At 70.4% G+C, this 23,836-nt stretch carries 23 protein-coding genes and 1 tRNA gene; 13 read left to right on the forward strand and 11 right to left on the reverse strand.

Going from position 1 to position 23,836, the window contains the following annotated elements:
* Nucleotides 1-22: 22 nt before the first annotated feature.
* The gene (locus AC4BEG_RS16595; RefSeq protein WP_490706647.1) at nt 23-1,405 is read right to left on the reverse strand and encodes an HTTM domain-containing protein; all 1,383 of its coding nucleotides are present in this window, start codon (nt 1,403-1,405) and stop codon (nt 23-25) included.
* The gene (locus AC4BEG_RS16600; protein ID WP_490706648.1) at nt 1,402-2,073 is read right to left on the reverse strand and encodes a DUF5819 family protein; all 672 of its coding nucleotides are present in this window, start codon (nt 2,071-2,073) and stop codon (nt 1,402-1,404) included. Before AC4BEG_RS16600 ends, AC4BEG_RS16595 begins: the two co-directional genes overlap by 4 nt.
* Nucleotides 2,074-2,295: 222 nt before the next feature.
* On the opposite strand from AC4BEG_RS16600, the gene paaA reads away from it, so the two are divergent.
* The 6 genes from paaA to AC4BEG_RS16630 all read left to right on the forward strand — a co-directional run bounded on the left by paaA (nt 2,296) and on the right by AC4BEG_RS16630 (nt 7,093).
* Nucleotides 2,296-3,246 carry a 1,2-phenylacetyl-CoA epoxidase subunit PaaA gene (gene paaA / locus AC4BEG_RS16605; protein ID WP_490706649.1) on the forward strand — a complete coding sequence of 317 codons (951 nt, stop codon included), beginning with the start codon at nt 2,296-2,298 and terminating at the stop codon, nt 3,244-3,246.
* The gene (gene paaB, locus AC4BEG_RS16610) at nt 3,243-3,539 is read left to right on the forward strand and encodes a 1,2-phenylacetyl-CoA epoxidase subunit PaaB (RefSeq protein WP_201872114.1); all 297 of its coding nucleotides are present in this window, start codon (nt 3,243-3,245) and stop codon (nt 3,537-3,539) included. The genes paaA and paaB overlap by 4 nt, the downstream gene beginning before the upstream one ends.
* Nucleotides 3,536-4,237 (forward strand): 1,2-phenylacetyl-CoA epoxidase subunit PaaC, encoded by a 702-nt coding sequence (paaC, locus tag AC4BEG_RS16615; RefSeq protein ID WP_490706650.1) that lies wholly within the window; start codon nt 3,536-3,538, stop codon nt 4,235-4,237. The genes paaB and paaC overlap by 4 nt, the downstream gene beginning before the upstream one ends.
* On the forward strand, nt 4,231-4,752 hold the full coding sequence (gene paaD / locus AC4BEG_RS16620) for a 1,2-phenylacetyl-CoA epoxidase subunit PaaD (RefSeq protein WP_490706651.1): 522 nt from the start codon (nt 4,231-4,233) through the stop codon (nt 4,750-4,752). Before paaC ends, paaD begins: the two co-directional genes overlap by 7 nt.
* Nucleotides 4,752-5,858, forward strand: a complete 1,107-nt coding sequence (locus tag AC4BEG_RS16625) for a 2Fe-2S iron-sulfur cluster-binding protein (protein ID WP_490706652.1) — start codon at nt 4,752-4,754, stop codon at nt 5,856-5,858. Before paaD ends, AC4BEG_RS16625 begins: the two co-directional genes overlap by 1 nt.
* Before the next feature lie 86 nt (nt 5,859-5,944).
* Nucleotides 5,945-7,093: an acyl-CoA dehydrogenase family protein gene (locus AC4BEG_RS16630; protein WP_490706653.1), complete on the forward strand. Its 1,149-nt coding sequence runs from the start codon at nt 5,945-5,947 to the stop codon at nt 7,091-7,093.
* Between the two features lie 344 nt (nt 7,094-7,437).
* On the opposite strand, the gene AC4BEG_RS16635 is transcribed toward AC4BEG_RS16630, so the two are convergent.
* The 4 genes from AC4BEG_RS16635 to AC4BEG_RS16650 all read right to left on the reverse strand — a co-directional run bounded on the left by AC4BEG_RS16635 (nt 7,438) and on the right by AC4BEG_RS16650 (nt 10,916).
* A complete protein-coding gene (locus AC4BEG_RS16635) occupies nt 7,438-7,791 on the reverse strand; it encodes a rhodanese-like domain-containing protein (RefSeq protein ID WP_490706654.1) in 354 nt (117 codons plus the stop codon).
* Nucleotides 7,792-7,844: 53 nt separating this feature from the next.
* Nucleotides 7,845-8,723 carry a hypothetical protein gene (locus AC4BEG_RS16640; RefSeq protein ID WP_490706655.1) on the reverse strand — a complete coding sequence of 293 codons (879 nt, stop codon included), beginning with the start codon at nt 8,721-8,723 and terminating at the stop codon, nt 7,845-7,847.
* A 39-nt stretch (nt 8,724-8,762) separates the two neighbouring features.
* Nucleotides 8,763-10,304: a DUF2252 domain-containing protein gene (locus AC4BEG_RS16645; protein WP_490706656.1), complete on the reverse strand. Its 1,542-nt coding sequence runs from the start codon at nt 10,302-10,304 to the stop codon at nt 8,763-8,765.
* Between the two features lie 231 nt (nt 10,305-10,535).
* On the reverse strand, nt 10,536-10,916 hold the full coding sequence (locus AC4BEG_RS16650; protein ID WP_490706657.1) for a winged helix-turn-helix transcriptional regulator: 381 nt from the start codon (nt 10,914-10,916) through the stop codon (nt 10,536-10,538).
* 115 nt (nt 10,917-11,031) lie between these two features.
* Here AC4BEG_RS16650 and AC4BEG_RS16655 point away from each other — a divergent pair, with 115 nt between their 5' ends.
* Nucleotides 11,032-11,685 carry an FMN-dependent NADH-azoreductase gene (locus AC4BEG_RS16655; protein WP_490706658.1) on the forward strand — a complete coding sequence of 218 codons (654 nt, stop codon included), beginning with the start codon at nt 11,032-11,034 and terminating at the stop codon, nt 11,683-11,685.
* Nucleotides 11,686-11,931: 246 nt separating this feature from the next.
* Here AC4BEG_RS16655 and AC4BEG_RS16660 read toward each other — a convergent pair.
* Nucleotides 11,932-12,018 (reverse strand) — tRNA-Leu (locus tag AC4BEG_RS16660).
* A gap of 322 nt (nt 12,019-12,340) precedes the next feature.
* Here AC4BEG_RS16660 and AC4BEG_RS16665 point away from each other — a divergent pair.
* The 6 genes from AC4BEG_RS16665 to pknB all read left to right on the forward strand — a co-directional run bounded on the left by AC4BEG_RS16665 (nt 12,341) and on the right by pknB (nt 20,482).
* Nucleotides 12,341-13,189 carry an FHA domain-containing protein gene (locus AC4BEG_RS16665; protein ID WP_490706659.1) on the forward strand — a complete coding sequence of 283 codons (849 nt, stop codon included), beginning with the start codon at nt 12,341-12,343 and terminating at the stop codon, nt 13,187-13,189.
* Nucleotides 13,190-13,199: 10 nt separating this feature from the next.
* Complete coding sequence (locus AC4BEG_RS16670; protein WP_201872141.1) at nt 13,200-13,718, forward strand: FHA domain-containing protein FhaB/FipA; 519 nt, start codon at nt 13,200-13,202, stop codon at nt 13,716-13,718.
* A 75-nt stretch (nt 13,719-13,793) separates the two neighbouring features.
* Nucleotides 13,794-15,383 (forward strand): PP2C family protein-serine/threonine phosphatase, encoded by a 1,590-nt coding sequence (locus tag AC4BEG_RS16675; protein WP_490707101.1) that lies wholly within the window; start codon nt 13,794-13,796, stop codon nt 15,381-15,383.
* Between the two features lie 22 nt (nt 15,384-15,405).
* A complete protein-coding gene (locus AC4BEG_RS16680) occupies nt 15,406-16,815 on the forward strand; it encodes an FtsW/RodA/SpoVE family cell cycle protein (protein ID WP_490706660.1) in 1,410 nt (469 codons plus the stop codon).
* Nucleotides 16,812-18,278: a peptidoglycan D,D-transpeptidase FtsI family protein gene (locus AC4BEG_RS16685; protein ID WP_490706661.1), complete on the forward strand. Its 1,467-nt coding sequence runs from the start codon at nt 16,812-16,814 to the stop codon at nt 18,276-18,278. The genes AC4BEG_RS16680 and AC4BEG_RS16685 overlap by 4 nt, the downstream gene beginning before the upstream one ends.
* 167 nt (nt 18,279-18,445) lie before the next feature.
* Nucleotides 18,446-20,482: a Stk1 family PASTA domain-containing Ser/Thr kinase gene (gene pknB, locus AC4BEG_RS16690; RefSeq protein WP_490706662.1), complete on the forward strand. Its 2,037-nt coding sequence runs from the start codon at nt 18,446-18,448 to the stop codon at nt 20,480-20,482.
* Between the two features lie 98 nt (nt 20,483-20,580).
* On the opposite strand, the gene AC4BEG_RS16695 is transcribed toward pknB, so the two are convergent.
* The 4 genes from AC4BEG_RS16695 to AC4BEG_RS16710 are packed head-to-tail and all read right to left on the reverse strand — an operon-like array spanning nt 20,581 to nt 23,781.
* A complete protein-coding gene (locus tag AC4BEG_RS16695) occupies nt 20,581-21,366 on the reverse strand; it encodes a class E sortase (protein WP_490706663.1) in 786 nt (261 codons plus the stop codon).
* The gene (locus AC4BEG_RS16700) at nt 21,363-22,961 is read right to left on the reverse strand and encodes a class E sortase (protein ID WP_490706664.1); all 1,599 of its coding nucleotides are present in this window, start codon (nt 22,959-22,961) and stop codon (nt 21,363-21,365) included. Before AC4BEG_RS16700 ends, AC4BEG_RS16695 begins: the two co-directional genes overlap by 4 nt.
* The gene (locus tag AC4BEG_RS16705) at nt 22,958-23,608 is read right to left on the reverse strand and encodes an aminodeoxychorismate/anthranilate synthase component II (RefSeq protein WP_490706665.1); all 651 of its coding nucleotides are present in this window, start codon (nt 23,606-23,608) and stop codon (nt 22,958-22,960) included. The genes AC4BEG_RS16700 and AC4BEG_RS16705 overlap by 4 nt, the downstream gene beginning before the upstream one ends.
* Complete coding sequence (locus AC4BEG_RS16710) at nt 23,605-23,781, reverse strand: hypothetical protein (protein ID WP_490706666.1); 177 nt, start codon at nt 23,779-23,781, stop codon at nt 23,605-23,607. Before AC4BEG_RS16710 ends, AC4BEG_RS16705 begins: the two co-directional genes overlap by 4 nt.
* Nucleotides 23,782-23,836 lie beyond the last annotated feature (55 nt).

Below are 23,836 nucleotides of genomic sequence, written 5' to 3' on the forward strand. Positions count from 1 at the left end.
TCGCCGGGGTGGATGTCGCTGCTCACCCGATGAGCGTACGGGCCTGGGGCTCCTCAGCGCCCTCCGGAGCCCGTGGCCCGCGCAGCCGCCGGACCGGCGCCAGCACCCGGTCCCGGACCCGGGCCGCCCTCGCTCCGCTCCAGAGCAGAAAGGCCGTGGGCAGGAACACCGCGTCGGCGGCGATCGCGGCGAGCGAGAAGAAGGGCAGCCCCAGCATGACCGCGATGCCCAGGTGCTCCATCATCAGCAGGACGAGCATCACATTCTTGGCCCGCCGGTTGAGCAGGGTGAAGGGAAAGGCGACCTGCATGATCACGGTGCCGTAGGTGAGCACCAGCACCAGCGTGCCATTGGACGCCATGAAGTCGGCCAGACCAGGCCAGGGCGCGAAGTAGTCCAGATGCAGCGGGTAGTAGAGGGCGGTGCCGTCCTGCCAGCGCGAGCCCTGGATCTTGTACCAGCCTGCCGAGGCGTAGAGCAGACACACCTCGCCCATGATCACCAGCAGGGTGCCGTTGTGCGCCAGATTGGCCAGCACATCCAGGACGGTGCGCGGCTCCCCCGGTGCGTAGCGCCGCACCAGCCACCAGCCGGCCTGGACGATCCACAGCCCCCACAGAACGGTGCCCCAGCCGACGCCGGGCAGCGGCCCGTCGGCCGTCAGGAAGAGCCGGGCGTCGGTGAACAGCTGCGCCCAGAGAAGCACCAGCCCCAGCACGGCCCAGAGCACGATGCCCGTCGTATCGCGGGAGGGCTCCTTCTGCCGCGCCGCCCGGCGGGCGTCCAGCGACCACACCTGCCCGCACCGGGTCAGTGGCAGATAGGTCGCCATCAGATGGATGAGGTTGTCACCGCCGTCCCCCATGAAGACGCTGCGGTTCTGGAGCGACAGAACCCCGAGCATGAACAGGACGGACATGGTGCGGGTGCGCCAGCCGAGCAGCAGCAGCGCGCTCGAGACGATGCCGAGGGTGTAGACGGTCTCGAACCAGAGAGTGCTGTCGGTCCATATCAGCGCGCTGAAGGCGCGGTTGGTGTCCAGCAGCCGGTGGGCCATGTCCCAGCTCATCGGGCCGTCGGGCCCGTACAGCTCCCGGCGGTGGGGCCATTCGCGCAGCAGGAAGAGCAGCCAGGTGAAGGAGAAGCCGATCCGGACGATCGCGGTCTGGTACGGGCCGAGCGCCGAGCCGCTGATGCGGGCATGACCGCGGGCCACGGCGGAATGCAGCCGGGCGCCCAGCTGGGCGCGGGTGCCGGGTCCGGCGGACGGCCGCTCCGGTGCGGCCGGAGGCGTGCCGCCGGACGTGGTTCCCGAGCCGGACGCGGGGTCGGGGCCGGACACGGTTGCGGAGCCGGACGCGGGGTCGGGCTCGGGGGAGTGCGCGGGGACAGCGGGCACGGTCACCGGCTCTTCGCCTCCGGAAGGTCGTCGCCGGTCACCGTCCACCACGGCAGTACGCGGTAGAGCGTCTTGGTGTCGATCTTCTCGTCGCTCCACGGCGGTGCGGCCAGAGGCGTGGTCGCGGACCGCACCTGCACCCGCTCCACGGTGCCGCCGCCCTCCTCCGGGCCCAGGCGGAGCATCACGATCCGGCGCATGTACTGCTCGAAGAGCGGGCCGCGGGCCCCGGTCGAGCGGTCCTGCTCATCATGCGAGGAGACATAGAACTCCCAGGCCCGCCGCAGCTCGTTCTGCTGGGTGTGACTGGGCAGCGGGTTGTGGCGGATGGCCGCGCCGTCCTCTGCTGAGAGGTTTCTCCACCCGGTGGTCGCGGTGCCGCCGTCGGGCGTGCGGATCTCGGCGCGGGCCTGTACGGCGATGTTCTGCTGAAGCGGGTTGGGAGCGAAGAGCTTCCAGTTCCGCTCGAACTCCGGATAGATGTAGTCCTCGATGGCCTCGCCGTGCTGCTTGCTGAGCGTATTGGGCGGCGAGACGTTCAGAAACGCCATCCCGAGGTGGATGGCGGCCGCGACGGCCGCGACCGCGGTGGCCACCGCGATGATCAGCTGAGCGGGTAGGGAGAGCGCGGCGAGCCGTCCCGCCGTCTCGTCGTCCGTATCCGACTCCGCCATACCGCCCCGCTCCCGATGGTGTCCGGTGCTCGCGCCCGCCCGTCCGGCCGCGCGCTCCGCGACCCCTACGCCCCGGAACGGTACCCATGCGGAACCGCCGGCACAGCGCCCTCGGCGTTATCCACAGGCTTGACACCCTACGTTCCGGCGGCTCACCATTGAACCGAACGATCGGTCGGTCGGTTGGCCGGTCGGTGGGGACGGATGGCGAAGGGGCTGCGCATGACGACGATGGCGGCGGACGCCGGGGCGTACGAGGCGGTGTTCGACGCCGCTCTGGCCGCTGACGAGCGCATCGAGCCACGCGACTGGATGCCCGATGCCTACCGGGCGTCGCTGGTCCGGCAGATGGCACAGCACGCCCACTCCGAGATCATCGGCATGCAGCCGGAGGCAAACTGGATCACCCGCGCCCCCTCGCTGCGGCGCAAGGCGATCCTGATGGCCAAGGTGCAGGACGAGGCGGGCCACGGCCTGTATCTCTACAGCGCCGCGGAGACCCTGGGCACCAGCCGGGACGAGCTGCTCGACAAGCTGCACTCCGGCCGCCAGAAGTACTCCTCGATCTTTAACTACCCCACGCTGGCCTGGGCCGATGTCGGTGCCATCGGCTGGCTGGTGGACGGCGCCGCGATCACCAACCAGGTCCCGCTGTGCCGCTGCTCCTACGGCCCCTACGCCCGCGCGATGGTCAGGATCTGCAAGGAGGAGTCCTTCCACCAGCGCCAGGGATATGAGCTGCTGCTCGCCCTCAGCAAGGGCACCGAGGCCCAGCACGCCATGGCGCAGGACGCGGTGGACCGCTGGTGGTGGCCGTCGCTGATGATGTTCGGCCCGCCGGACGACGCCTCGGCCCACTCCGCCCAGTCGATGGCCTGGAAGATCAAGCGCCATTCCAACGACGAGCTACGCCAGCGCTTCGTCGACATCTGCGTCCCGCAGGCCGAGTCGCTCGGTCTGACCCTCCCCGACCCCGATCTCCGGTGGAACGAGGAGCGGGGTCACCACGATTTCGGAGCGATCGACTGGAACGAGTTCCACGAGGTGCTGCGGGGCAACGGCCCGTGCAACGCCCAGCGGATCTCCCAGCGGCGCCGGGCCCATGAGGAAGGCGCCTGGGTGCGCGAGGCAGCCGCCGCGTACGCGGCCAAGCACGGGGAGGAACAGTCATGAGTGGTGGCCCGAGCGGTGCGTGGCCGCTGTGGGAGGTGTTCGTCCGCAGCAGGCGCGGGCTTTCCCACACCCACGCCGGAAGTCTGCACGCGCCGGACGCCGAGATGGCCCTGCGCAATGCCCGCGATCTGTACACCCGCCGCTCGGAAGGCGTGTCGATCTGGGTGGTGCCCTCCACCGCGGTCACCGCCTCGTCGCCGGACGAGAAGGACCCGTTCTTCGAGCCGTCCGCCGACAAGCCCTATCGCCACCCCACCTTCTACGAGATCCCGGAAGGGGTGCAGCACCTGTGACCGCGGCCCTCGCCCTGGGCGATGACGCGCTGGTGCTCTCCCACCGGCTCGGAGAGTGGGCGGGCCACGCCCCCGTGCTGGAGGAGGAGGTGGCGCTCGCCAATATCGCCCTCGATCTGCTCGGCCAGGCCCGGGTGCTGCTCTCCCTGGCCGGTGACGAGGACGAGCTCGCCTATCTGCGCGAGGAGCGGGCGTTCCGCAATGTGCAGCTCGTCGAGCAGCCCAATGGGGACTTCGCCCACACCATCGCCCGCCAGCTCTACTTCTCCACCTATCAGGAGCTGCTGTACGAGCGGCTGGCCCGGGGCGGTGGTCCCTTCGCCCCGCTCGCCGCCAAGGCCGTCAAGGAGGTCGCCTACCACCGCGACCACGCCGAGCACTGGACGCTGCGGCTCGGCGACGGCACCGCCGAAAGCCGTGAGCGGATGCGGGTGGCGCTGGAAGCCCTGTGGCAGTTCACCGGCGAGCTGTTCGAGCCGGTGGAGGGGTGCGAGGTGGAGTGGGACACCCTGCACACCGCATGGCTGGCCCGCCTCACCTCGGTCCTGGAGCGCGCCACCCTGGCCGTGCCCGAGGGGCCGCGGCGGGGTGCGTGGGCCGCGGGTGCCGGGCGGCAGGGCATCCACACCGAATCGTTCGGCCGGATGCTGGCGGAGATGCAGCATCTGCACCGCAGTCACCCGGGGGCGACATGGTGACCCCGGCAGCCCATGCCTCCGGCACCACCGCGCTCGAGGAGGAGCTGCGGCGGCTGGCGGGCTCCGTGCCGGATCCCGAGCTGCCCATGGTCTCCCTCGCCGAGTTGGGTGTGGTGCGCGGGCTGCGGGTGCTGGGGCCGGGCCGGGTCGAGGTCGAGCTGACCCCCACCTACACCGGCTGCCCCGCGCTGGAGTCGATGAGCGCCGATATCGAGCGGGTGCTCCATGACCACGGGATCCCCGAGGTGACCGTCCATACGGTGCTCTCCCCGCCCTGGTCCACGGACGCGATCAGCCCGGAGGGACGGCGCAAGCTGGCCGAGGCCGGAATAGCGCCGCCCTCGCCGCGGCGGGCGGAGGCGGGCGGGCCGGTCGCCGTCGACCTGGCGGTGCGCTGCCCGCACTGCGGCTCCACCGAGACCAAGCTGCTCAGCCGCTTCTCCTCCACCGCATGCAAGGCGCTGCGCCGCTGTGAGGCATGCCGTGAACCGTTCGACCACTTCAAGGAGTTGTGATGGCCGCGGAAGCGGTGGTGGAGGCCACCACACACCATGGCGCGTTCCACCCGCTGCGGGTGGTGGCGGTCGAGCGGCTCACCGATGACGCGGTGGCCGTCACCCTGCGGGTGCCGCCCGCGCTGCGGGAGACCTTCCACTTCGTCCCCGGACAGCACATCGCGGTGCGGCGGTTCGTGGACGGCACCGAGATCCGGCGTACGTACTCGATCTGCACACCGGCGCCCGACGCGGAGGGCCCGGAGTTTCTGCGGGTGGGGGTGCGGCTGGTCGAGGGTGGCGAGTTCTCGACCTATGCCCTCAAGGAGCTGGCGGTCGGCGAGGTCATGGAGGTGATGGCGCCGGCGGGCCGGTTTGTGCTCGCTCCCCGGCCGGGCCATTTCGCCGCGGTGGTCGGCGGCAGCGGTATCACCCCGGTGCTCTCCATCGCCGCGACGCTGCTGGAGCGGCAGCCCGAGGCCCGCTTCTGTCTGATCCGCAGCGACCGCACCGCCGCGTCCACGATGTTCCTGGAGGAGGTCGCCGACCTCAAGGACCGCTGGCCCGACCGGTTCCAGCTGGTGTGCGCGCTCTCCCGGGAGGAGCAGCAGACCGGGCTGGTCTCCGGGCGGCTGGACGAGGAGCGGCTGACCGGGCTGCTGCCCGCGCTGCTGTCGGTGGAGTCGGTGGACGGCTGGTTCCTCTGCGGTCCGCATGGGCTGGTGAGCGCCGCCGAGCGGGCGCTGCGCGGCCTGGGGGTGGCCCGCGGCCGGGTCCATCAAGAGATCTTCCATGTCGACACCGCCGACGAGACCGCCTCTGCCGCGCCGCGTCCGGTCGATATCGCCTCGCACAGTTCGGTGACCGCGACCCTGGACGGGCGCTCGGGCACCTGGCCGGTGCAGGACGGGGAAGTGCTGCTGGAGACCGTGCTGCGCAACCGCACTGACGCACCGTATGCCTGCAAGGGCGGGGTGTGCGGCACCTGCCGGGCGTTCCTGGTCTCCGGTGAGGTGCGGATGGACCGGAATTTCGCGCTGGAGCCGGACGAGGTGGAGGCGGGCTATGTGCTGGCCTGTCAGTCCCATCCGGTCGGTGAGCGGGTGGAGTTGGACTTCGACCGCTGAAGCGCGGTGGTGACCGTTCCCTTCTTGTAGAACCTGTTCTATCTTGACCGGCCGTCGGACAGAGCCGCGGCGCGGGAGGACGAACAGTGGACTTCACTTTCACCGAGGAGCAGCAGGCGGCCGTCGAGGCGGCGAAGGCCGTCTTCGCCTCCGTCGAACCGGACAGTGTGCCCAGCCCCGCGTTGATCCGCGGCGCCGTGGCGGAGGACTTCGACCGGGCGCTGTGGAAGCGGCTCGCCGAAGGCGATCTCCTCGGCCTGACGCTCGACCAGCGGCACGGCGGTTCGGGGCTGGACCTCATCGCCCTGTGCCTGGTGCTGCGGGAGTCCGCCCGGGTGCTGGCCCGGGTACCGCTGCTGGAGTCCGGTGCGGCGGCCCTGGCCGTGCAGAAGTACGGCGGCGCGGAGCTGTGCGCCGACGTTCTGCCCCGGGTGGTGCGCGGTGAGCTGGCGCTCACCGTCGCGCCGAACGGGCGCACCGGTCATGACCCGGCCGAACTCGCCGTCCAGGCTCGTCAGGACGGCGACCGCTGGGTGCTGGACGGCGTCCAGACCGCGGTCCCCTGGGCCCATGGCACCGACCGGGTGCTGATCCCCGCCCATACCGGCGCGGGCCGCACGGTCCTCGCACTGGTCCCCCGCCGCCAGGACGGCGTTGTCCTCGACGAGCAGGTGTCCACCAGCGGTGAGCGGCAGGCCGAGATCCGCTTGGACGGGGTGCGGCTGTGCGCCGCCGACGTGCTCACCGCGGACGGCGCCTGGGAGTGGCTGCGGGACGTCCTCACTACCGGCACCTGCGCTCTCGCCCTGGGACTGGGCACCGCGGTGCTGGAGATGACCAGCTCCTATGTCAGCGGGCGCGAGCAGTTCGGCCATCCGCTCGCCACTTTCCAGGCGGTCGCCGTCCAGGCCGCCGACCGCTATATCGATCTGCGGGCGATGGAGGCCACCCTCTGGCAGGCCGCCTGGCGGCTCGGCAGAGAGGAGGAGCGGCCGACGGCGGGCGGCGCCCTTCCGGTCGGGGCGGATGTCGCCGTCGCCAAGATGTGGGCCGCCGAGGGGGTACGGCGTGTGGTGCAGACCGCGCAGCATCTGCACGGCGGGTTCGGCGCGGTCACCGACTATCCGCTGCACCGCTATCACGCCTGGGCCAAGCAGCTGGAGCTGTCGCTCGGCCCGGCCGCCGCGTACGAGGAAGCCCTTGGCACCCTGCTCGCCACCCACCCCGTCGCCTGACGCCCCGTCCGGCCCCGGTGGGCTCGAACTCCCCCGGTCAGGCGCCACGGGCCGGGCCGGGTGTCCCGAACGCCCTGTGCCGGGCGACAGATGGCCCCGGGGGCCGGACCCGGGCGGGCCGAACTCCCGTGAACGAACGCTGATATGAGCGCTCCCGCCTGCCCCGCCGGGGCAGGCGGGCCGCACCGCACGACACAACGGCGACGCACCAACCCACCACGACCGCGCCCGCCCGGCCACAGGCCGGGCACCGGCGACGGGCACGGACCGAGCTCGGTCGGCGCGTCCCACGGCCCGGACCGGTATCCGGCGGGGCGGGTCCGCGAAGATCGGCAGGACAGGGCCTAGAGGACGAACGCGCCCTCGGGGCTGTTGTCCTGGCCGGAGACCATGGGGCGGCCCGCCACGTGCCAGGCGAGCATGCCGCCGTCCACGTTCACCGCGTCCAGGCCCTGCGCGACCAGATACTGCGTCACCTGCGCGGAACGGCCGCCGACCCGGCACATCACATGCACCCGCCGACCGTCGCCCACCGCCTCGGTCAGCTCACCGAACCGGGCGACGACCTGGCCCATGGGAATGTGCAGCGCGCCCTCGACATGCCCGGCCGCCCATTCGTCGTCCTCCCGGACGTCCAGCAGAAAGCCGTCGGCGGGAACGGCCGCGGCCTCCACCTGGGGAAGCTGGGCAAAATGCATCACACACACCTCTCATACACCATTGCGGCATCCGTCAGCCGACAGAAAACTTACTACCGCGCCAGCTCCGCCAGCCGGGCCTCCTTCTCGGAGACCTGGGCGAGCAACTGCTCGGCGATCTCGTCCAGCAGCCCGTCCGGATCCTCCGGCGCCATCTTGATCATCGCGCCGATCGCGCTGGATTCCAGCTCGGCGGCGACGGCGGCCAGCATCTCCTTGCGCTCGGCCAGCCACTCCAGTCGGGCGTACAGCTCCTCGCTGCGGCTCGCGCGCCGCTCCGGCGGCGGAGGTCCGGCCGCCCACTCGTCGGCCAGCGCGCGCAGGGTCTCCACATCCCCGGCCGCATAGGCGGTGTTGACCCGCACGATGAACGCCCCGCGCCGCTCCCGCTCGGCCTCCTCCTCGGCCAGATCCGGATGCGCCTTGCGGGCCAGCTCCCGGTAGATCCGGCGCGCCTCCTCGCTCGGCCGCACCCGCGGCGGCGGCTGCACCGGCTTCTCGGTCAGCATCGCGGCCGCTTCCGGTGAGAGGCCGTCGGAGTCGATCCAGCCGTGGAACAGCTCCTCCACGCCCGGCATCGGCTGCACCAGCCCCCGCGCCTCCCGCGCCCTGCGCAGGTCTACGGGGTCACCGGTGCGCTGCGCGACCGCCTCCGCGATCAGTGCGTCCAGTTCGTCGAGGCGCGAGTACATCGGCCCGAGCCGCTGGTGATGCAGCCGGGAGAAGTTCTCCACCTCCACCCGGAAGGTCTCCACCGCGATCTCGAACTCGATCAGCGCCTGCTCGGCCGCCCGCACCGCCCGCTCGAGGCGCTCGGTGGCCTGCGCCTCTTCGGCCGACCGGGGCTCCCCGGACCCGTCCTGCGATTCCGCCTGGGGCTCGGCTTCGGACACCGACCGCTGTGCCTGCGCTTGCGCTTCCGGGTTCGTCACCCGCTCAGCCTACGTCCGGCCCCCGGCCCCGCCCGAACCTCACACCCCCAGCTCCGCCGCGACCCGCCCGGAGCGCACCGCCGCGACCAGCTCCGTGTGGTCGGCCTCGGTGCGGTCGGCGTACGCCACCGCGAAGGCGGCCACCGCCTCGTCCAGCTCCTCCCCCTTGCCGCAGTAACCGGCCAGCAGCCGCGGGTCGGCGCTGTGGGCGTGTGCCCGCGCCAGCAGCGCCCCGGTCATCCGCCCGTAGTCATCCATCTGGTCGGCGGCCAGTGCCGCCGGGTCCACACTCCCCTTGCGGTTCCGGAACTGCCGCACCTGATACGGCCGCCCCCGCACCGTGGTCCAGCCCAGCAGGATGTCGCTGACCACCTGCATCCGCTTCTGGCCGTGGACCACCCGCCGCCCCTCGTGTCCGGCCTCCGGCACCGCGAACCCGGCGGCCCGCACATGCGGCAGCAGCACCGACGGACGGGCCTCCTTCACCTGCAACACCAGCGGCTCGCCCCGGTGGTCGAGCAGCAGCACCACATACGACCGCGTGCCCACGCTGCCCGTCCCGACGACGCGGAACGCCACGTCATGCACCTCGTACCGGGCGAGCAGCGGCAGCCGGTCCTCGGACAGCGTCCCCAGATACTCGGCGAGCGCCGACGCCACCGCCGCCGCCTCGTCATCCGGCACCCGCCGCAGCACCGGCGGCGCGTCCACGAATCGGCGGGCCCCGGGCCTGCCCGGCGAATCCTCCTCCGGCACGGCCTCCGTGGCGCGGGCGGCGAACCGCGCGCTGGTGTTCCGCCGGGCCTTCTCGGCCACCCGCTCCAGCGTCCCCGCCAGATCCCTGGCGTCCGTGTGCGAGACCAGTTCCTCGTCCGCGATCGCGTTCCACGCGTCCGCCGCGGGCAGCTTGGCCAGCAACCGCACCGTGCGGCGATAGGCCCCCACCGCGTCATGGGCCGCGGCCCGGCAGACGTCCTCGTCCGCTCCGGCCTCCCGCCCGGCGAGCACCAGCGAGGTCGCGAGCCGCTTCACATCCCACTCCCACGGCCCGTGCACGGTCTCGTCGAAGTCGTTGAGATCGATGATCAGGCCGCCACGGGCGTCTCCGTAGAGCCCGAAGTTCGCGGCGTGGGCGTCTCCGCACAGCTGGGCGCCTATGCCGGTCACCGGGGTGGCCGCGAGATCGTGCGCCATCAGCCCGGCCGAACCGCGGAGAAAGGAGAAGGGGGTGGCGACCATCCGCCCCACCCGTATCGGGGTCAGCTCCGGCAGCCGTCCGGCGTTGGACCGCTCGACCGCCGTCACCGCGTCCGGCCGGCCGACGGCGGGCGGCGCCTCGGCATGCGCCGAGCGCGGCACCCGCTTCCGCAACGCCTTCCCCTCCTGCTTGGGTGACGGCTGATCTCCGTGCCAGGCGGCGAAACCCGGCACCAGCGGCAGCCGGCGGACCACTCCGCCCGCCCGCGCAGCGCCACCGACATCCGCGACATCCGCGCCGATCGTGCCCGCACCCACGGCCACGGCCGCACCGATCGTGCCGCTGTCGCCCCCGCCGCTTCCGGCGCTCTCATCGCCCGTCATGGCGCCCCCCGTTTCCCCTCGTCCGCCGTCGCCCACGCGTCGGCGGCATCCGCACCGCACCGAGCGTCCGACCGGCTCCGACGGCCCGATCACATCGACTGCCCAGACCGTACCGCCCGTCGCACCGGCCCGTCAGAGCCTGTGGAAAACCTTTTCGAACGTGCCGAAGCACCAGCTCACACGCTCAGGAACAACAAGCAACAAGCCCACAGCGCCGCAGCGCCGGAGCGCTCAGCGACGGAACTGCTCCGGGCAGCCGCCACCCTCGGGCAGATGGTTCTCCGCCCACCGCGCCAGCTCCTTCAGCGCGGGCTCCAGCGCGCGGCCCGTGTCCGTCAGCCGGTAGGCCACCCGCAGCGGCGGTCCCGCATCGACCTCCCGCACCACCAGCCGTGCCGCGGCCAGCTCGGTGAGCCGGTCCGACAGCATCCGCTCGCTGATTCCGGGGATCGCCCTCCGCAGATCCGCGAAGTACGCCTCCTGTTCGGTCAGCACCGCGACGATCAGCCCGGTCCACCGCTTTCCGAACAGTTCGAAGACGCGCGTCATCGAGGAATCGACCTGCTTGCACGTCTGCTCGTTGCGCTGCTCGCACCCACCGCCGTCCGCCATGGAATACAGACTACTGCGCCGTCGTTCGGGACTGCGAAAAAGTAAGCTACTGTGCTATCAGTAGGTACGTAGAAAAGAGCGGCCTACGCCGCGCCTCGTCACACGGAGACACCCCATGCCCACGCTTCTGCACATCGACTCGTCCGTCCTGCCCGGCGACGCCTCCGCTTCCCGCGCCGTCACCGCCACCTTCCGCAAGGAGTGGGAGGCCCAGCATCCGGACGGCACGGTGATCTACCGCGATCTGGCCGCCGAGCCGCTGCCCCACCTCGACGGGGCCGCCGCCCACGCCGGATTCGTGCCCGCCGATGACCGCACTCCTGAGCAGCACGACGCCTTCGCGCTCCGCGAGACCCTGGCCGGTGAGCTGGAGCAGGCCGATGCGGTCCTGATCGGCGCCCCGATGTACAACTTCACGATCCCCTCCACGCTCAAGGCATGGCTGGACCACGTGATCATCATGGGTCGCACCGCGGGCGCGGAGCAGACCACCACCTCCGGCACCCCGGCGGTCGTCGTCGCCAGCCGTGGCGGGGGCTACGGCCCCGGCACCCCGCGCGAGAGCTTCGAATTCGTCACGACCTACCTCGACAAGGCGCTCAATGGCGCGCTCGGCCTCAAGGTCGAGTTCGTTGTGCCGGAGCTCACGCTGGCCCGCACCAATCCGGCCATGGCCAACCTGATCGAGCTGGCGGACGCCTCCAAGGCGAAGGCCCACGAGGACGCGGCCGCCAAGGCCAAGGTCCTCGCCTCCCGCTTCGCCGCCTGAACCGCTCCGGTCCACCCGACCGAACCGAGCCGCCCCGTTCCCGGTCCGCCCGGCCACGACGGCACTGACGGCACTGACGGCACTGACGGCACTGACGGCACTAAGGGCCTCCCTGGACCAGGGAGGCCCTTACCGTGCCAGGAGGCTCGTCCACCGACGAACCCGGACCGCCGGCACATCCGGAGCCAAACGCGAAGCGGACCTCTCCCGAGCGACTTTTGTCACTCTGGAGAGGCCCGCTTCGACTGGTGCGCGAGGGGGGAGTTGAACCCCCACGCCCTTTCGGGCACTGGAACCTGAATCCAGCGCGTCTGCCTATTCCGCCACCCGCGCATGGGTGCTGCCGTAGGATGCTCCTCCGCTTCCCGGTGGATCCTTGGATCCGTCCGGTTCGGGGCGGTGCGCCTTCCGACATCCAGAACACTAGCACGCTGTGCAGGGTGGAATCACACCTGTATCCGATGGCCCCGCCCCCGCCCTCTCTGAGAGCGTCGCGGTTGCGGGACACTGTCGTGAGGGCACCTCTACGATCCTGTGAGAGGTGACACTGCTCCACAGGGCCAGGAAGGGGAACCACCCGATTTCCCGACGCGTGGATACGATCAGTAAGCAGTACCAGGACGACACTGAGCACGACTGAGGAAGGAGGTGCCCCGTGGGAGTACTGAAGCGCTTCGAGCAGCGACTCGAGGGACTCGTGAACGGCACCTTCGCCAAGGTGTTCAAGTCCGAGGTCCAGCCGGTGGAGATCGCGGGCGCGCTCCAGCGCGAATGCGACAACAACGCCACTATCTGGAACCGCGACCGGACCGTCGTCCCCAACGATTTCATCGTCGAGCTGAGCGCGCCCGACTTCGACCGCCTCAGCCCGTACTCCGGACAACTCGGCGACGAGCTGTCCGGTATGGTGCGCGACTACGCCAAGCAACAGCGCTACACCTTCATGGGCCCGATCAAGGTCCATCTGCAAAAGGCAGAGGACCTCGACACCGGCCTGTACCGGGTGCGCAGCCGGACGCTGGCCTCCAGCGAGTCCCAGAACCCGCAGGCGGCCGCCGCGTCGGCCCGTGGCGGCGCCGGTGCCCCGCACCAGCGCTCCAGTGGTCATGGCTACCCCGCCCAGCCGGCGGGTGCGCCGCCGATGCCCGCCGCGCCCCCCGGCGCCCGTCCGGTGCCCCGCACCGGCGGAACCGGAGCGGGCCCCGGCCCGCAGCCCCAGGGCCAGACACGGCGCTGGATCGAGATCAACGGCACCCGCCACCAGATCTCGCGGCCCACTCTGGTGCTGGGCCGCAGCACCGACGCTGACGTGCGGATCGACGACCCAGGTGTCTCCCGCCGACACTGCGAGATCCGGGTCGGTACCCCACCGACCGTTCAGGACCTCGGGTCGACCAACGGCATCGTGGTGGACGGACAGCACACCACGCGCGCTACGCTCCGCGACGGCTCGCGGATCGTCGTGGGCAGCACCACCATCGTTTACCGGCAAGCCGAAGGGTGAAGCGGGGGCAATGTCAGAGCTGACCCTCACGGTCATGCGGTTGGGTTTCCTCGCCGTACTGTGGCTGTTCGTCATCGTGGCCGTTCAGGTCATCCGTAGCGACCTGTTCGGGACCCGCGTGACCCAGCGCGGTGCGGCGCGACGCGGCGCCCCGGACCGGCAGCAAGCGCAACAGCGGCAGCAGGCCACTCCGCCGCCGCAGCGCCAGCAGTCGGGGGGCCGCGGCCGCCGCGGCGCCCCCACCAAGCTGGTGGTCTCCGAGGGCACGCTGACCGGCACCACGGTCGCCCTCCAGGGGCAGACCATCACCCTCGGCCGTGCGCACGATTCAACAATCGTGCTGGACGACGACTACGCCTCCAGCAGGCATGCCAGGATCTACCCCGACCGTGACGGCCAGTGGATCGTCGAGGACCTCGGGTCCACCAATGGCACCTATCTCGAGCGGACCCGACTCTCCACACCGACACCGATTCCGCTCGGCGCGCCGATCCGCATCGGCAAGACCGTCATCGAGCTGCGGAAGTAGTAGGACCATGACGACCGGAGGGTGGGCAGCGTGGTTGGCAAGGGGCTGTACCCGGAGCCGACGGGCGAGGTGCGCATGAGCCTGTCACTGCGTTTCGCGGCCGGATCACACAAGGGCATGATCCGGGAGGGCAACGAGGACTCCGGTTACGCCGGGCCCCGGCTGCTCGCCATCGCCGACGGCATGGGCGGCCAGGCCGCCGGCGAGGTCGCCAGCTCCGAGGTGATCTCCACCCTCGTCCAGCTCGACGACGACATCCCGGGCTCGGACATCCTGACCTCCCTGGGCAGCGCCGTGCAGCGGGCCAACGACCAGCTGCGCGTGATGGTCGAGGAGGACCAGCAGCTGGAGGGCATGGGCACCACGCTCACCGCCCTGCTGTGGACCGGCCAGCGGCTGGGCCTGGTGCATGTCGGCGACTCGCGCGCGTATCTGCTGCGCGACGGCGTGCTGTCCCAGATCACCCAGGACCACACCTGGGTGCAGCGCCTGGTCGACGAGGGCCGGATCACCGAGGAGGAGGCGGGCACCCACCCGCAGCGCTCCTTGCTGATGCGCGCCCTGGGCAGCGGCGACCACGTCGAGCCCGATCTCTCCATTCGTGAGGTCCGAGCCGGGGACCGCTATCTGATCTGCTCCGACGGTCTGTCCGGAGTGGTCAGCCACCAGACGCTCGAGGACACCCTCGCCAGCTACCAGGGCCCCCAGGAGACCGTGCAGGAGCTGATCCAGCTCGCCCTGCGCGGCGGCGGCCCCGACAACATCACCTGCATCGTCGCCGATGTCCTGGACGTGGACGGCAACGACACCCCGGCCGCGCAGCTCAACGACACCCCGGTCATCGTGGGCGCGGTCGCCGAGAACCAGGTCCCCCTGGGTGACGGCGGTGCCGCCTCCACCCCCGCCGGCCGCGCGGCAGAGCTCGGGCGGTCCAACCGTTCCGTTCCGCATCAGGGCGACGCCCAGGGCGGGTTCGGCCCGCCCGGAAGCGGACCGGACGTCGACATGGCGCCCGAGGGCAGTTACGGGGACTACGCCAGCGGTGATCTGACCAAGAAGAGCGGCCGCAAGGCATGGATCAAGCGCTCGCTGTACATCGCGCTGGGCCTGGCCGTGATCGGTGGCGGGCTCTACGGCGGCTACCGCTGGACCCAGACCCAGTACTACGTAGGCGCCAATGGCGACCATGTCGCGATCTACCAGGGCATCAGCCAGGACCTCGCCTGGATCAAGCTCAACAAGGTCCATGAGGACCACCGCGAGATCGAACTCAAGTACCTCCCGACCGACCAGCGCGGCCGGGTGGAGGACACCATCGCGGTGAGCAATCTCGGCCAGGCCCGGGACAAGACCAAGGATCTCGCCACCCTCGCCGGGGCCTGCCGGAAGGCGGACGCCCAGAAGAAGGCCGAGGACCGGCAGAAGGACCTCACCGGCGGCAACCGGGACAGCGGCGGCTCCGACAAGGCGACGCCCGACACCGGCAGATCCGCCGGGAGCGGCGGGCCGGCGCAGAACGACAGCAAGACGAACGAGGTGCAGACGCGGGCCGCCAAGGCCACCTCCAAGCCGACACCGACGAAGTCTCCCACTCCGAAGCCCGGCCCCACCCTTTCGGAGAAGGAGAGGGAGTTGGTCCCGCAATGCAGCAGCGCCCAGCAGTGAAGCCGTAAGGGGCCGTCCACGTATGAGCAGCACCTCCAACACCACCACGATCAGCACGGTGGGGCCGCCCAGTCGGCGCAACACCGAACTCGCCATGCTGGTCTTCGCGGTGATCATTCCGGTCTTCGCCTACGCCAACGCGGGCCTGGCGCTCAGCGACGAGATGCCCTCGGGCATGCTCAGCTACGGCATCGGGCTCGGTCTGCTGGCCGGGGTCGGCCACCTCGTGGTGCGGAAGTTCGCGCCGTACGCCGACCCGCTGCTGCTGCCGATCGCCACTCTGCTCAACGGGCTGGGTCTGGTACTCATCTGGCGGCTGGACCAGTCCAGGCGGCTGGCCCAGCGGGCCGCGAGCATCGACCAGGTCTACACCGCCGCGGCGCCCAAACAGCTGATGTACTCGGCGATGGGTGTCGCCCTCTTCGTGGGCGTGCTGATCCTGCTCAAGGACCACCGGATCCTCCAGCGCTACACCTACATCTCCATGGCCGTGGCGCTGGTGCTGCTGGTCATGCCGATGTTCTTCCCGGCCAAGTTCGGTGCCCGCATCTGGGTCACCGTGGGCAGCTTCTCCATCCAGCCCGCCGAGTTCGCGAAGATCGTCATCGCGATCTTCTTCGCTGGCTATCTCATGGTGAAACGGGACGCGCTGGCGCTGGCCAGCCGCCGCTTCATGGGGCTGTACCTGCCGCGCGGCCGTGACCTCGGTCCGATCCTCGTGGTCTGGGGCATGAGCATCCTCATCCTGGTCTTCGAGACCGACCTCGGTACCTCGCTGCTGTTCTTCGGCATGTTCGTCGTCATGCTGTACGTGGCGACCGAGCGCACCAGCTGGATCGTCTTCGGTCTGCTGATGTCCGCGGCCGGAGCCGTCGGCGTCGCCACCTTCGAGCCCCACGTCCAAGAGCGTGTGAACGCCTGGCTCGACCCGTTCGCGGCCTTCGAGAAGGGCACCACCGACCAGATCGCCCAGGCGCTGATGGCCTTCGGCTCCGGCGGTGTCTTCGGCACCGGTCTGGGCCAGGGCAGCTCGGACCTGATCGGCTTCGCCGCCAACTCGGACTTCATCCTCGCCACCGTCGGCGAGGAGCTGGGTCTGGCCGGCACCATGGCGTTCCTGCTGCTGTACGGCCTGATCGTGGAGCGGGGCGTACGGACCGCCCTGGCCGCCCGCGACCCGTTCGGCAAGCTGCTCGCGATCGGCATGTCCGCGGCCTTCGCCATCCAGGTCTTCGTGGTGGCGGGCGGTGTGATGGGGCTCATCCCGCTGACCGGTATGACCATGCCGTTCCTCGCGTACGGCGGTTCCTCGGTCCTCGCCAACTGGGCCCTGGTCGCGATCCTTATCAAGATCAGCGACACCGCGCGCCGACCCGCCCCGGCCCCCGCTCCGTCCACAGACGCCGAGATGACTCAGGTGGTCCGCCCGTGAACAAGCCCCTGCGCCGTATCGCGATCTTTTGTGGACTGCTGGTTCTCGCCCTGCTGATCAGGGACAACTGGATCCAGTACGTCCAGGCCGACGAGCTCAAGAACAACAAGCACAACCACCGTGTACTAATGGCCCGTTACAGCCAGCCACGCGGCAACATCATCGTGGACGGCCAGCCGATCACCGGTTCCGTCGCGACCAACGGCACCGACTTCAAGTACAAGCGCACGTACAAGAACGGCAAGATGTGGGCGCCGGTCACCGGCTACGCCTCCCAGGTCTACGACGCCAACCAGATCGAGAAGCTCGAGGACCCCTTCCTCACGGGCAACGACGACCGCCTGTTCTTCAACCGGACGATCGACATGATCACCGGTAAGAAGCAGCGCGGCGGTGACGTGATCACCACCCTGAACGGCAAGGCACAGAAGGCGGCGTACGAGGGTCTGGGCAACAAGAAGGGCGCCGTCGCGGCGCTCGACCCGCGCACCGGCAAGATCCTCGCCCTGGCCAGCACCCCGAGCTACGACCCCTCGAAGATCGCGGGCGCGGGCAAGGATGACGCGAAGGTGTACAAAGCGCTCCAGCCGAAGGACAACAAGGACGACCCGATGCTCAACCGGGCGCTGCGGCAGACCTACCCGCCCGGTTCCACCTTCAAGGTCGTCACCGCCGCCGCGGCGCTGGAGAACGGGAAGTACACGGACATCAACGCGCCGACCGATTCGCCGCTCCCCTGGCGGCTTCCGCTCTCCACCAAGAACCTGGACAACGAGGGCAGCATCCCCTGCAAGGACGCCTCCCTCCGGCAGGCCCTGCGCTACTCCTGCAACACGGTCTTCGGCAAGCTCGGTGACGACCTCGGCAAGGACAAGATGCGGGAGCAGGCCGAGAAGTTCGGCTTCGGCAAGGAGATCTTCACGCCGGTCCGCGCCAACGCCAGCGTCTACCCCGAGGACATGAACCGGCCGTCCAACGCGATGTCCGCCATCGGCCAGTACGACACCCGCGCCACCCCGATCCAGATGGCCATGGTCGCCGCCGCGATCGCCAATGACGGCAAGCTGATGAAGCCGTACATGATCGACTCGCTGCGCGCCCCCAACCTGAGCACCATCGAGCAGAACAAGCCGGAGGAGATGAGCCAGGCGGTCTCCCCGGAGAACGCCCGCAAGCTCCAGGACATGATGAAGACCGTCGTCGACGAGGGCACCGGCACCAACGCCCAGATCCCGGGCGTCGAGGTCGGCGGCAAGACCGGTACCGCTCAGCACGGTGTCGCGAACAGCAAGAACCCCTACGCGTGGTTCATCTCCTACGCCAAGGGCGACGACGGCTCCCCGGTCGCGGTCGCGGTCGTCATCGAGGGCTCCGACACCGTCCGCAACGACATCGCGGGCGGCAAGCTCGCCGCACCGATCGCCAAGGACGTGATGAAGGCGGTACTGGACAGCGAGAAGTGACGCCGGTCACGCCCTGATACCAATCCCGCACGTCGCCGTACCGGTCCGGTATCAAGTAGCGGCTGTGGCCGGGTCGCGTCGGATGTGCCGGGTACGGTATGCGCGAGCAGCACTTGACCGGCCCCCACAGGTGCGGTCGGGAATGACGGAAGAGGGCTGGAGTAGCTATGGAAGAGCCGCGTCGCCTCGGCGGCCGGTATGAGCTGGGCTCGGTGCTCGGCCGCGGTGGCATGGCGGAGGTCTACCTCGCCCATGACACCCGCCTCGGCCGCACTGTCGCTGTGAAGACGCTCCGGGTGGACCTCGCCCGCGACCCGTCTTTCCAGGCCCGGTTCCGCCGAGAGGCCCAGTCGGCCGCCTCGCTCAACCATCCGGCGATCGTCGCGGTCTACGACACCGGCGAGGACTACGTCGACGGGGTCTCAATCCCGTACATCGTGATGGAGTACGTGGACGGCTCCACGCTGCGTGAGCTGCTTCACTCGGGCAGAAAGCTGCTCCCCGAGCGCTCCATGGAGATGACCACAGGCATCCTCCAGGCCCTGGAGTACTCGCACCGGAACAACATCGTCCACCGCGACATCAAGCCCGCGAACGTCATGCTGACGCGCACCGGGCAGGTCAAGGTGATGGACTTCGGCATCGCCCGCGCCATGGGCGACGCCGGTATGACCATGACGCAGACGGCCGCCGTGATCGGCACCGCCCAGTACCTCTCCCCCGAGCAGGCCAAGGGCGAGACCGTCGATGCCCGCAGTGACCTGTACTCCACCGGCTGTCTGCTCTACGAGCTGCTGACCGTGCGTCCGCCCTTCGTGGGCGACTCCCCGGTGGCCGTGGCCTACCAGCACGTCCGGGAAGAGCCTCAGCCTCCGAGCGCGTACGACCCCGAGATCACCCCGGAGATGGACGCCATCGTCCTGCGGGCGCTGGTCAAGGACCCGGACTACCGCTATCAGTCGGCCGACGAGATGCGCGCCGACATCGAGGCCGCGCTGGACGGCCAGCCGGTCGCCGCCACCGCGGCGCTCGGCGCGGTCGGCTACGGCGCCGACGACCAGCCCACAACCATGCTGCGCCCGCAGGACTCCGGGGCGCAGACCTCGATGCTGCCGCCGATGCGCGACGACGACGGCGGGATGGGCTACGACGAGCGGTCCGACCGGGGCCGCGGCCGTGGGGGGCCGCCGGAGAAGAAGAGCAATCTCTCGACGATCCTGCTGGTGCTCGCCGGGATACTGGTCCTGGTCGGCGCGATCTTCATCGGGAAGTCGATCTTCAGCGGGGGCAACGACAACAGCAAGGTCGAGGTTCCGTCCCTGAAGGGCGACACCTTCGCTTCTGCCAAGGAGCAGGGAAAGAACGGCGGCTTCAAGGTCGAGAAGGCCGGCACGAGGTTCTGCGACGAGCCCAAGAACACGGTCTGCTCGCAGGATCCGGACGGCGGCGGCGAGATCGAGCGGAACGGCACGGTCCGGCTGACCATGTCCAAGGGTGCCAAGCCCGCGGCCAAGGTCGAGGTCCCCGACGTCACGGGGATCCAGATCGCGTCCGCGACGCAGCAGCTGAAGGCCAAGGGCTTCGACGTCGTCCCGCAGCAGAAGGAGTCCCCGCAGCCCGCCGGTACGGTGCTCGGCCAGGACCCCACGGGCGGTACGAAGGTCGCCAAGAACAGCACGGTCACGCTGACCGTGGCCGCGGCCGAGTCCAAGATCGTTGTCCCGGACGTCACCACCAAGAAGCTCGAGGACGCCAAGACGGCGCTCCAGAAGAAGGGCCTCAAGGTCGACGTCATCGAGGCCGAGAACGGCGATGTCGAGGAGGGCACGGTCACCGATCAGACGCCCAAGGGCGGCCAGGAGGTCGCGCCAGGCTCGCAGATCACCCTGACCGTCGCCAAGGCCGCCGCGACGCCGGAGAACGTGCAGGTGCCCAACCTGGCCGGCCAGAGCCTCAAGGACGCCAAGAAGGCCCTGAAGCAACTCGGGCTCAACGTGGGCAGCATCGCCGGTCCGCAGGACGACACCGCTTCCGTCGTGACCAGCCAGCCGACCGCGGGCACCGAGGTACCCAAGGGCCAGTCCGTGAACCTCATCACGGTCGCCGGTCAGGGCGACAACGGCGGCGGTGGTCCTGGCGGTGGCCCCGGCGGTGGTGACGGCGGGATCTTCGGCGGCCCGAGCGGTGCCACCCCCACCGGATAGTCCGCCGCGGGCTCGGCCGAGCTCAGCGACGGGGAAGCCCCCGGCGCCCTCCTGGGAGGGCGCCGGGGGCTTCCCCGTGGTCCTGACGACTCCGCCGGCTAGCGCAGCTCCTCGGGGGGCGTACGGCGTGCGTCCACCTTCTCGGTGCGCTCCAGTTCGCCCCACACGATGTAGCGGTTTCGCGAGGTGTAGACCGGCGTACAGGTCGAGAGGGTGATGTAGCGGCCGGGCTTCTTCCTGCCCGACTCCTTGGGGACCGCGTCGAGTACGTCCACGTTGTACTTCGAGGTCTCGGGGAGCGTCGCGTAGACCCGGTAGACGTACCAGCGGTCACGGGTCTCGAAGACGACCGCGTCGCCATCGTGGACCTTGTTGATGTTGTGGAACTTGGCACCGTGGCCGTCCCGGTGGGCGGCGAGGGCGAAGTTGCCCTTTTTGTCCCAGGGCATCGCGGACTTGACCGGGTCCGTGTAGTAGCCCGCGACACCGTCGTTCAGGGTCGTGGTGCTGGTGCCCTCCTTGACCAGCACCTCGCCGTTGTGCATGGACGGTACGTGCAGGAAGCCGATGCCGTCCTTGGTGTCCAGCCTGCCCGGACCCTGCTCCGCCCAGTGCCGCCGTACCCGGTCGCCCTGCTTCTTCGCCTCACGGTCGGCGAGCACATTGGTCCACCACAGCGAGTAGACGACGAAGAGTGCGAGGATCAGACCCGCGGTGATCAGCAGCTCGCCCAGCACGCCGATGGCAGCCGCTATCCGCCCGCGGGTGGTCCGGCCGGTGGGCTGGGCGGGCGGATCGGGGGCCCGGCCCCGCCGCTGGTCGTGGTCGGTCCGTGCCACCGCGTCGTACCCCTTTTCTGGCTGTTCCCGCTCAGGCGCGCTCATTCGACCAGCGCGTCCGGCTTCCCTTCGCTGCGCGGGCGCTCGTCGACCATCTTGCCCCACACGATCATCCGGTAGGTGCTGGTGAACTCCGGGGTGCAGGTGGTCAGCGTGATGTAGCGGCCCGGTTTGGTGAAGCCCGAACCGGCCGGCACCGGCCCGATGACGCCCGTGTTGGACGGGGAGGTCTGCGGGAGGATGTCGTCCATCTCGTAGGTGTAGTAGCGGCGTTGAGTCTCGATGATGATCTCGTCGCCGGGCTTGAGATGGTTGATGTAGCGGAACGGCTCGCCATGGGTGTTGCGGTGCCCGGCGAGCGCGAAGTTCCCCTTCTTGTCCCAGGGCATCGCGGTCTTCAGCTTGCCCTTGGCGTAGTGGCCGACCATGCCGCGGTCGAGCACCTTGTGCTTGTCGATCCCCTCGGCGATCGGGGCCTTCACATCCAGCTTGGGGATGTAGATGATCGCGAACCCCTGGCCGGGGGAGAAGGCGCCCGGCGCGCGGTCGCCGTCACCGTTCTCGTCCCACTGCTTGCGGAGGTTGTTGGCGGCGCCGTTGGCCTGCTGATGGGCCCGGATGTTGGTCCACCACAGCTGATAGGTGACGAAGAGCAGCATCACCACGCCGAGCGTGATGAACAGTTCGCCGACGACCCGGCTCATGACGACCCCGGGACTGTCCTTGCGCGCCCGCGCGGCGCGCTTGGCCTCCATACGGGTGCGGGGCGCGGTGCCGGAGGGTGCGGTGGCGCCCGTTCGCGGGCCGCTCGCGGCGCCGCCGCGCCGCACTCCGCGCCGGGCGGCCTCCTGGGCGGCCCGGCGGCGGGCGGCGCGGCCGCCGGGCGGCGGCGGCCCATCGGAAGTGCCCGGCGTGCCAGGGGTGCCGGTTGGGGCCGGTATGCCGCTTGGGGCCGTGGTGCCGGTTGGGGCCGGTATGCCGCTTGGGGCCGTGGTGCCGGTTGGGGCCGGTGTGCCGCTTGGGGCCGTGGTGCCGGAGCCGACCTTCCGCAGCGGCATGGTCTCGTCGCTGCCGGGGGGTGCGGTCCGGGGCGCCACGGTGCGCAGTGCCACCGTCTCGTCATCGCCCCGCGGCGACGCGGCGGGCGCGGGGGCGGCGACGGGGGGCAAGACGGCGGTCTCGTCGGCCGTACGGGGCTCTGAGGGGGTCGCTCGCGCTCTGCGGCGCCCCGTGGGTGGCCTGGGGACCTCCTCCGCCTCACCGGGCCCTGTGGCGGCCGGTCGGCGGCGGCGCCGACCGGTCGGGGGTGGTACGCCGTCCAGCGGCACCGTCTCCGCCGGACCGGCGGGGCCGCCCGGCGCGCTCTCCTCGGGGGGAGGGCGGCGGTGGCGTCTGGCGGGCGCGGGATCCGGGGGCCGCCCGGGGAGCGAGGCGGTGCCCAGGGTGTGGCCGGTGGCCCCCTGCGGGGCCGCCCCGGGCCGCGGGTCGTTCTGGGAGTCGTCCGGCCGCTCCACCGACGCCGCGAACGCGTCGGAGCCCCCTTGTGCGTCGTACGGCCCCGCTGGCTCGTACGACGCGCGCGGGGCGGCTTCCTGGGCGTCGTAGGCCGCGCCCTCACGCTCGGGGCGCAGTGCGGTCACTCGCCTGCCTTGCCGCCGACCGCCCCGACCACCGGGGCGAGCCCCGCGGACCGCTCCACCGCTCCGCTGTCGCCGCACTCCACCAGCCAGTTGGCGAGCATGCGGTGGCCCCATTCGGTGAGGACCGACTCGGGGTGGAACTGCACGCCCTCGACGCGCAGTTCACGGTGGCGCAGCCCCATGGCGATACCCGTCTCGGTCCAGGCCGTGATCTCCAGCTCGTCCGGGACGGTGCCCCGCTCGACGGCGAGCGAGTGGTAGCGGGTGGCGGTGAAGGGGGACGGCAGCCCCTTGAAGACGCCCGCTTCCTCATGGGTGACCAGCGAGGTCTTGCCGTGCAGCAACTCCGGGGCGCGACCGACGACTCCGCCGTAGGCGACGGCCATGGACTGCATCCCCAGGCAGACGCCGAACACCGGTACGCCGGTCGCGGCGCAGTGCCGCACCATGTCGACGCAGACCCCTGCCTCCTCGGGGGTGCCGGGCCCGGGGGAGAGCAGTACGCCGTCGAAGCCGTCCTGGGCGTGCGCGAGGGCGACCTCGTCGTTGCGCACCACCTCGCACTCGGCGCCGAGCTGGTAGAGGTACTGGACGAGGTTGAAGACGAAGCTGTCGTAGTTGTCGACGACCAGGATGCGCGCGCTCATCGCCGAACCGCCATTCCCTCGTCGACCGTCACGTCGTTGAACGGCAGCAGCGGCTCCGCCCACGGGAAGACGTACTGGAAGAGCACGAAGACGATCGCCAACACCAGCACGAGCGAAATCAGCGCCCGCACCCATACGTTCCCCGGCAGATGCCGCCAGATCCAGCCGTACATGCCATCCCTACTCACTGATGACGAAGTCGATTGCAGCACCGGAGTGCAGCACCAG

The organism is Streptomyces sp. JLBJ103, assembly GCF_058215575.1.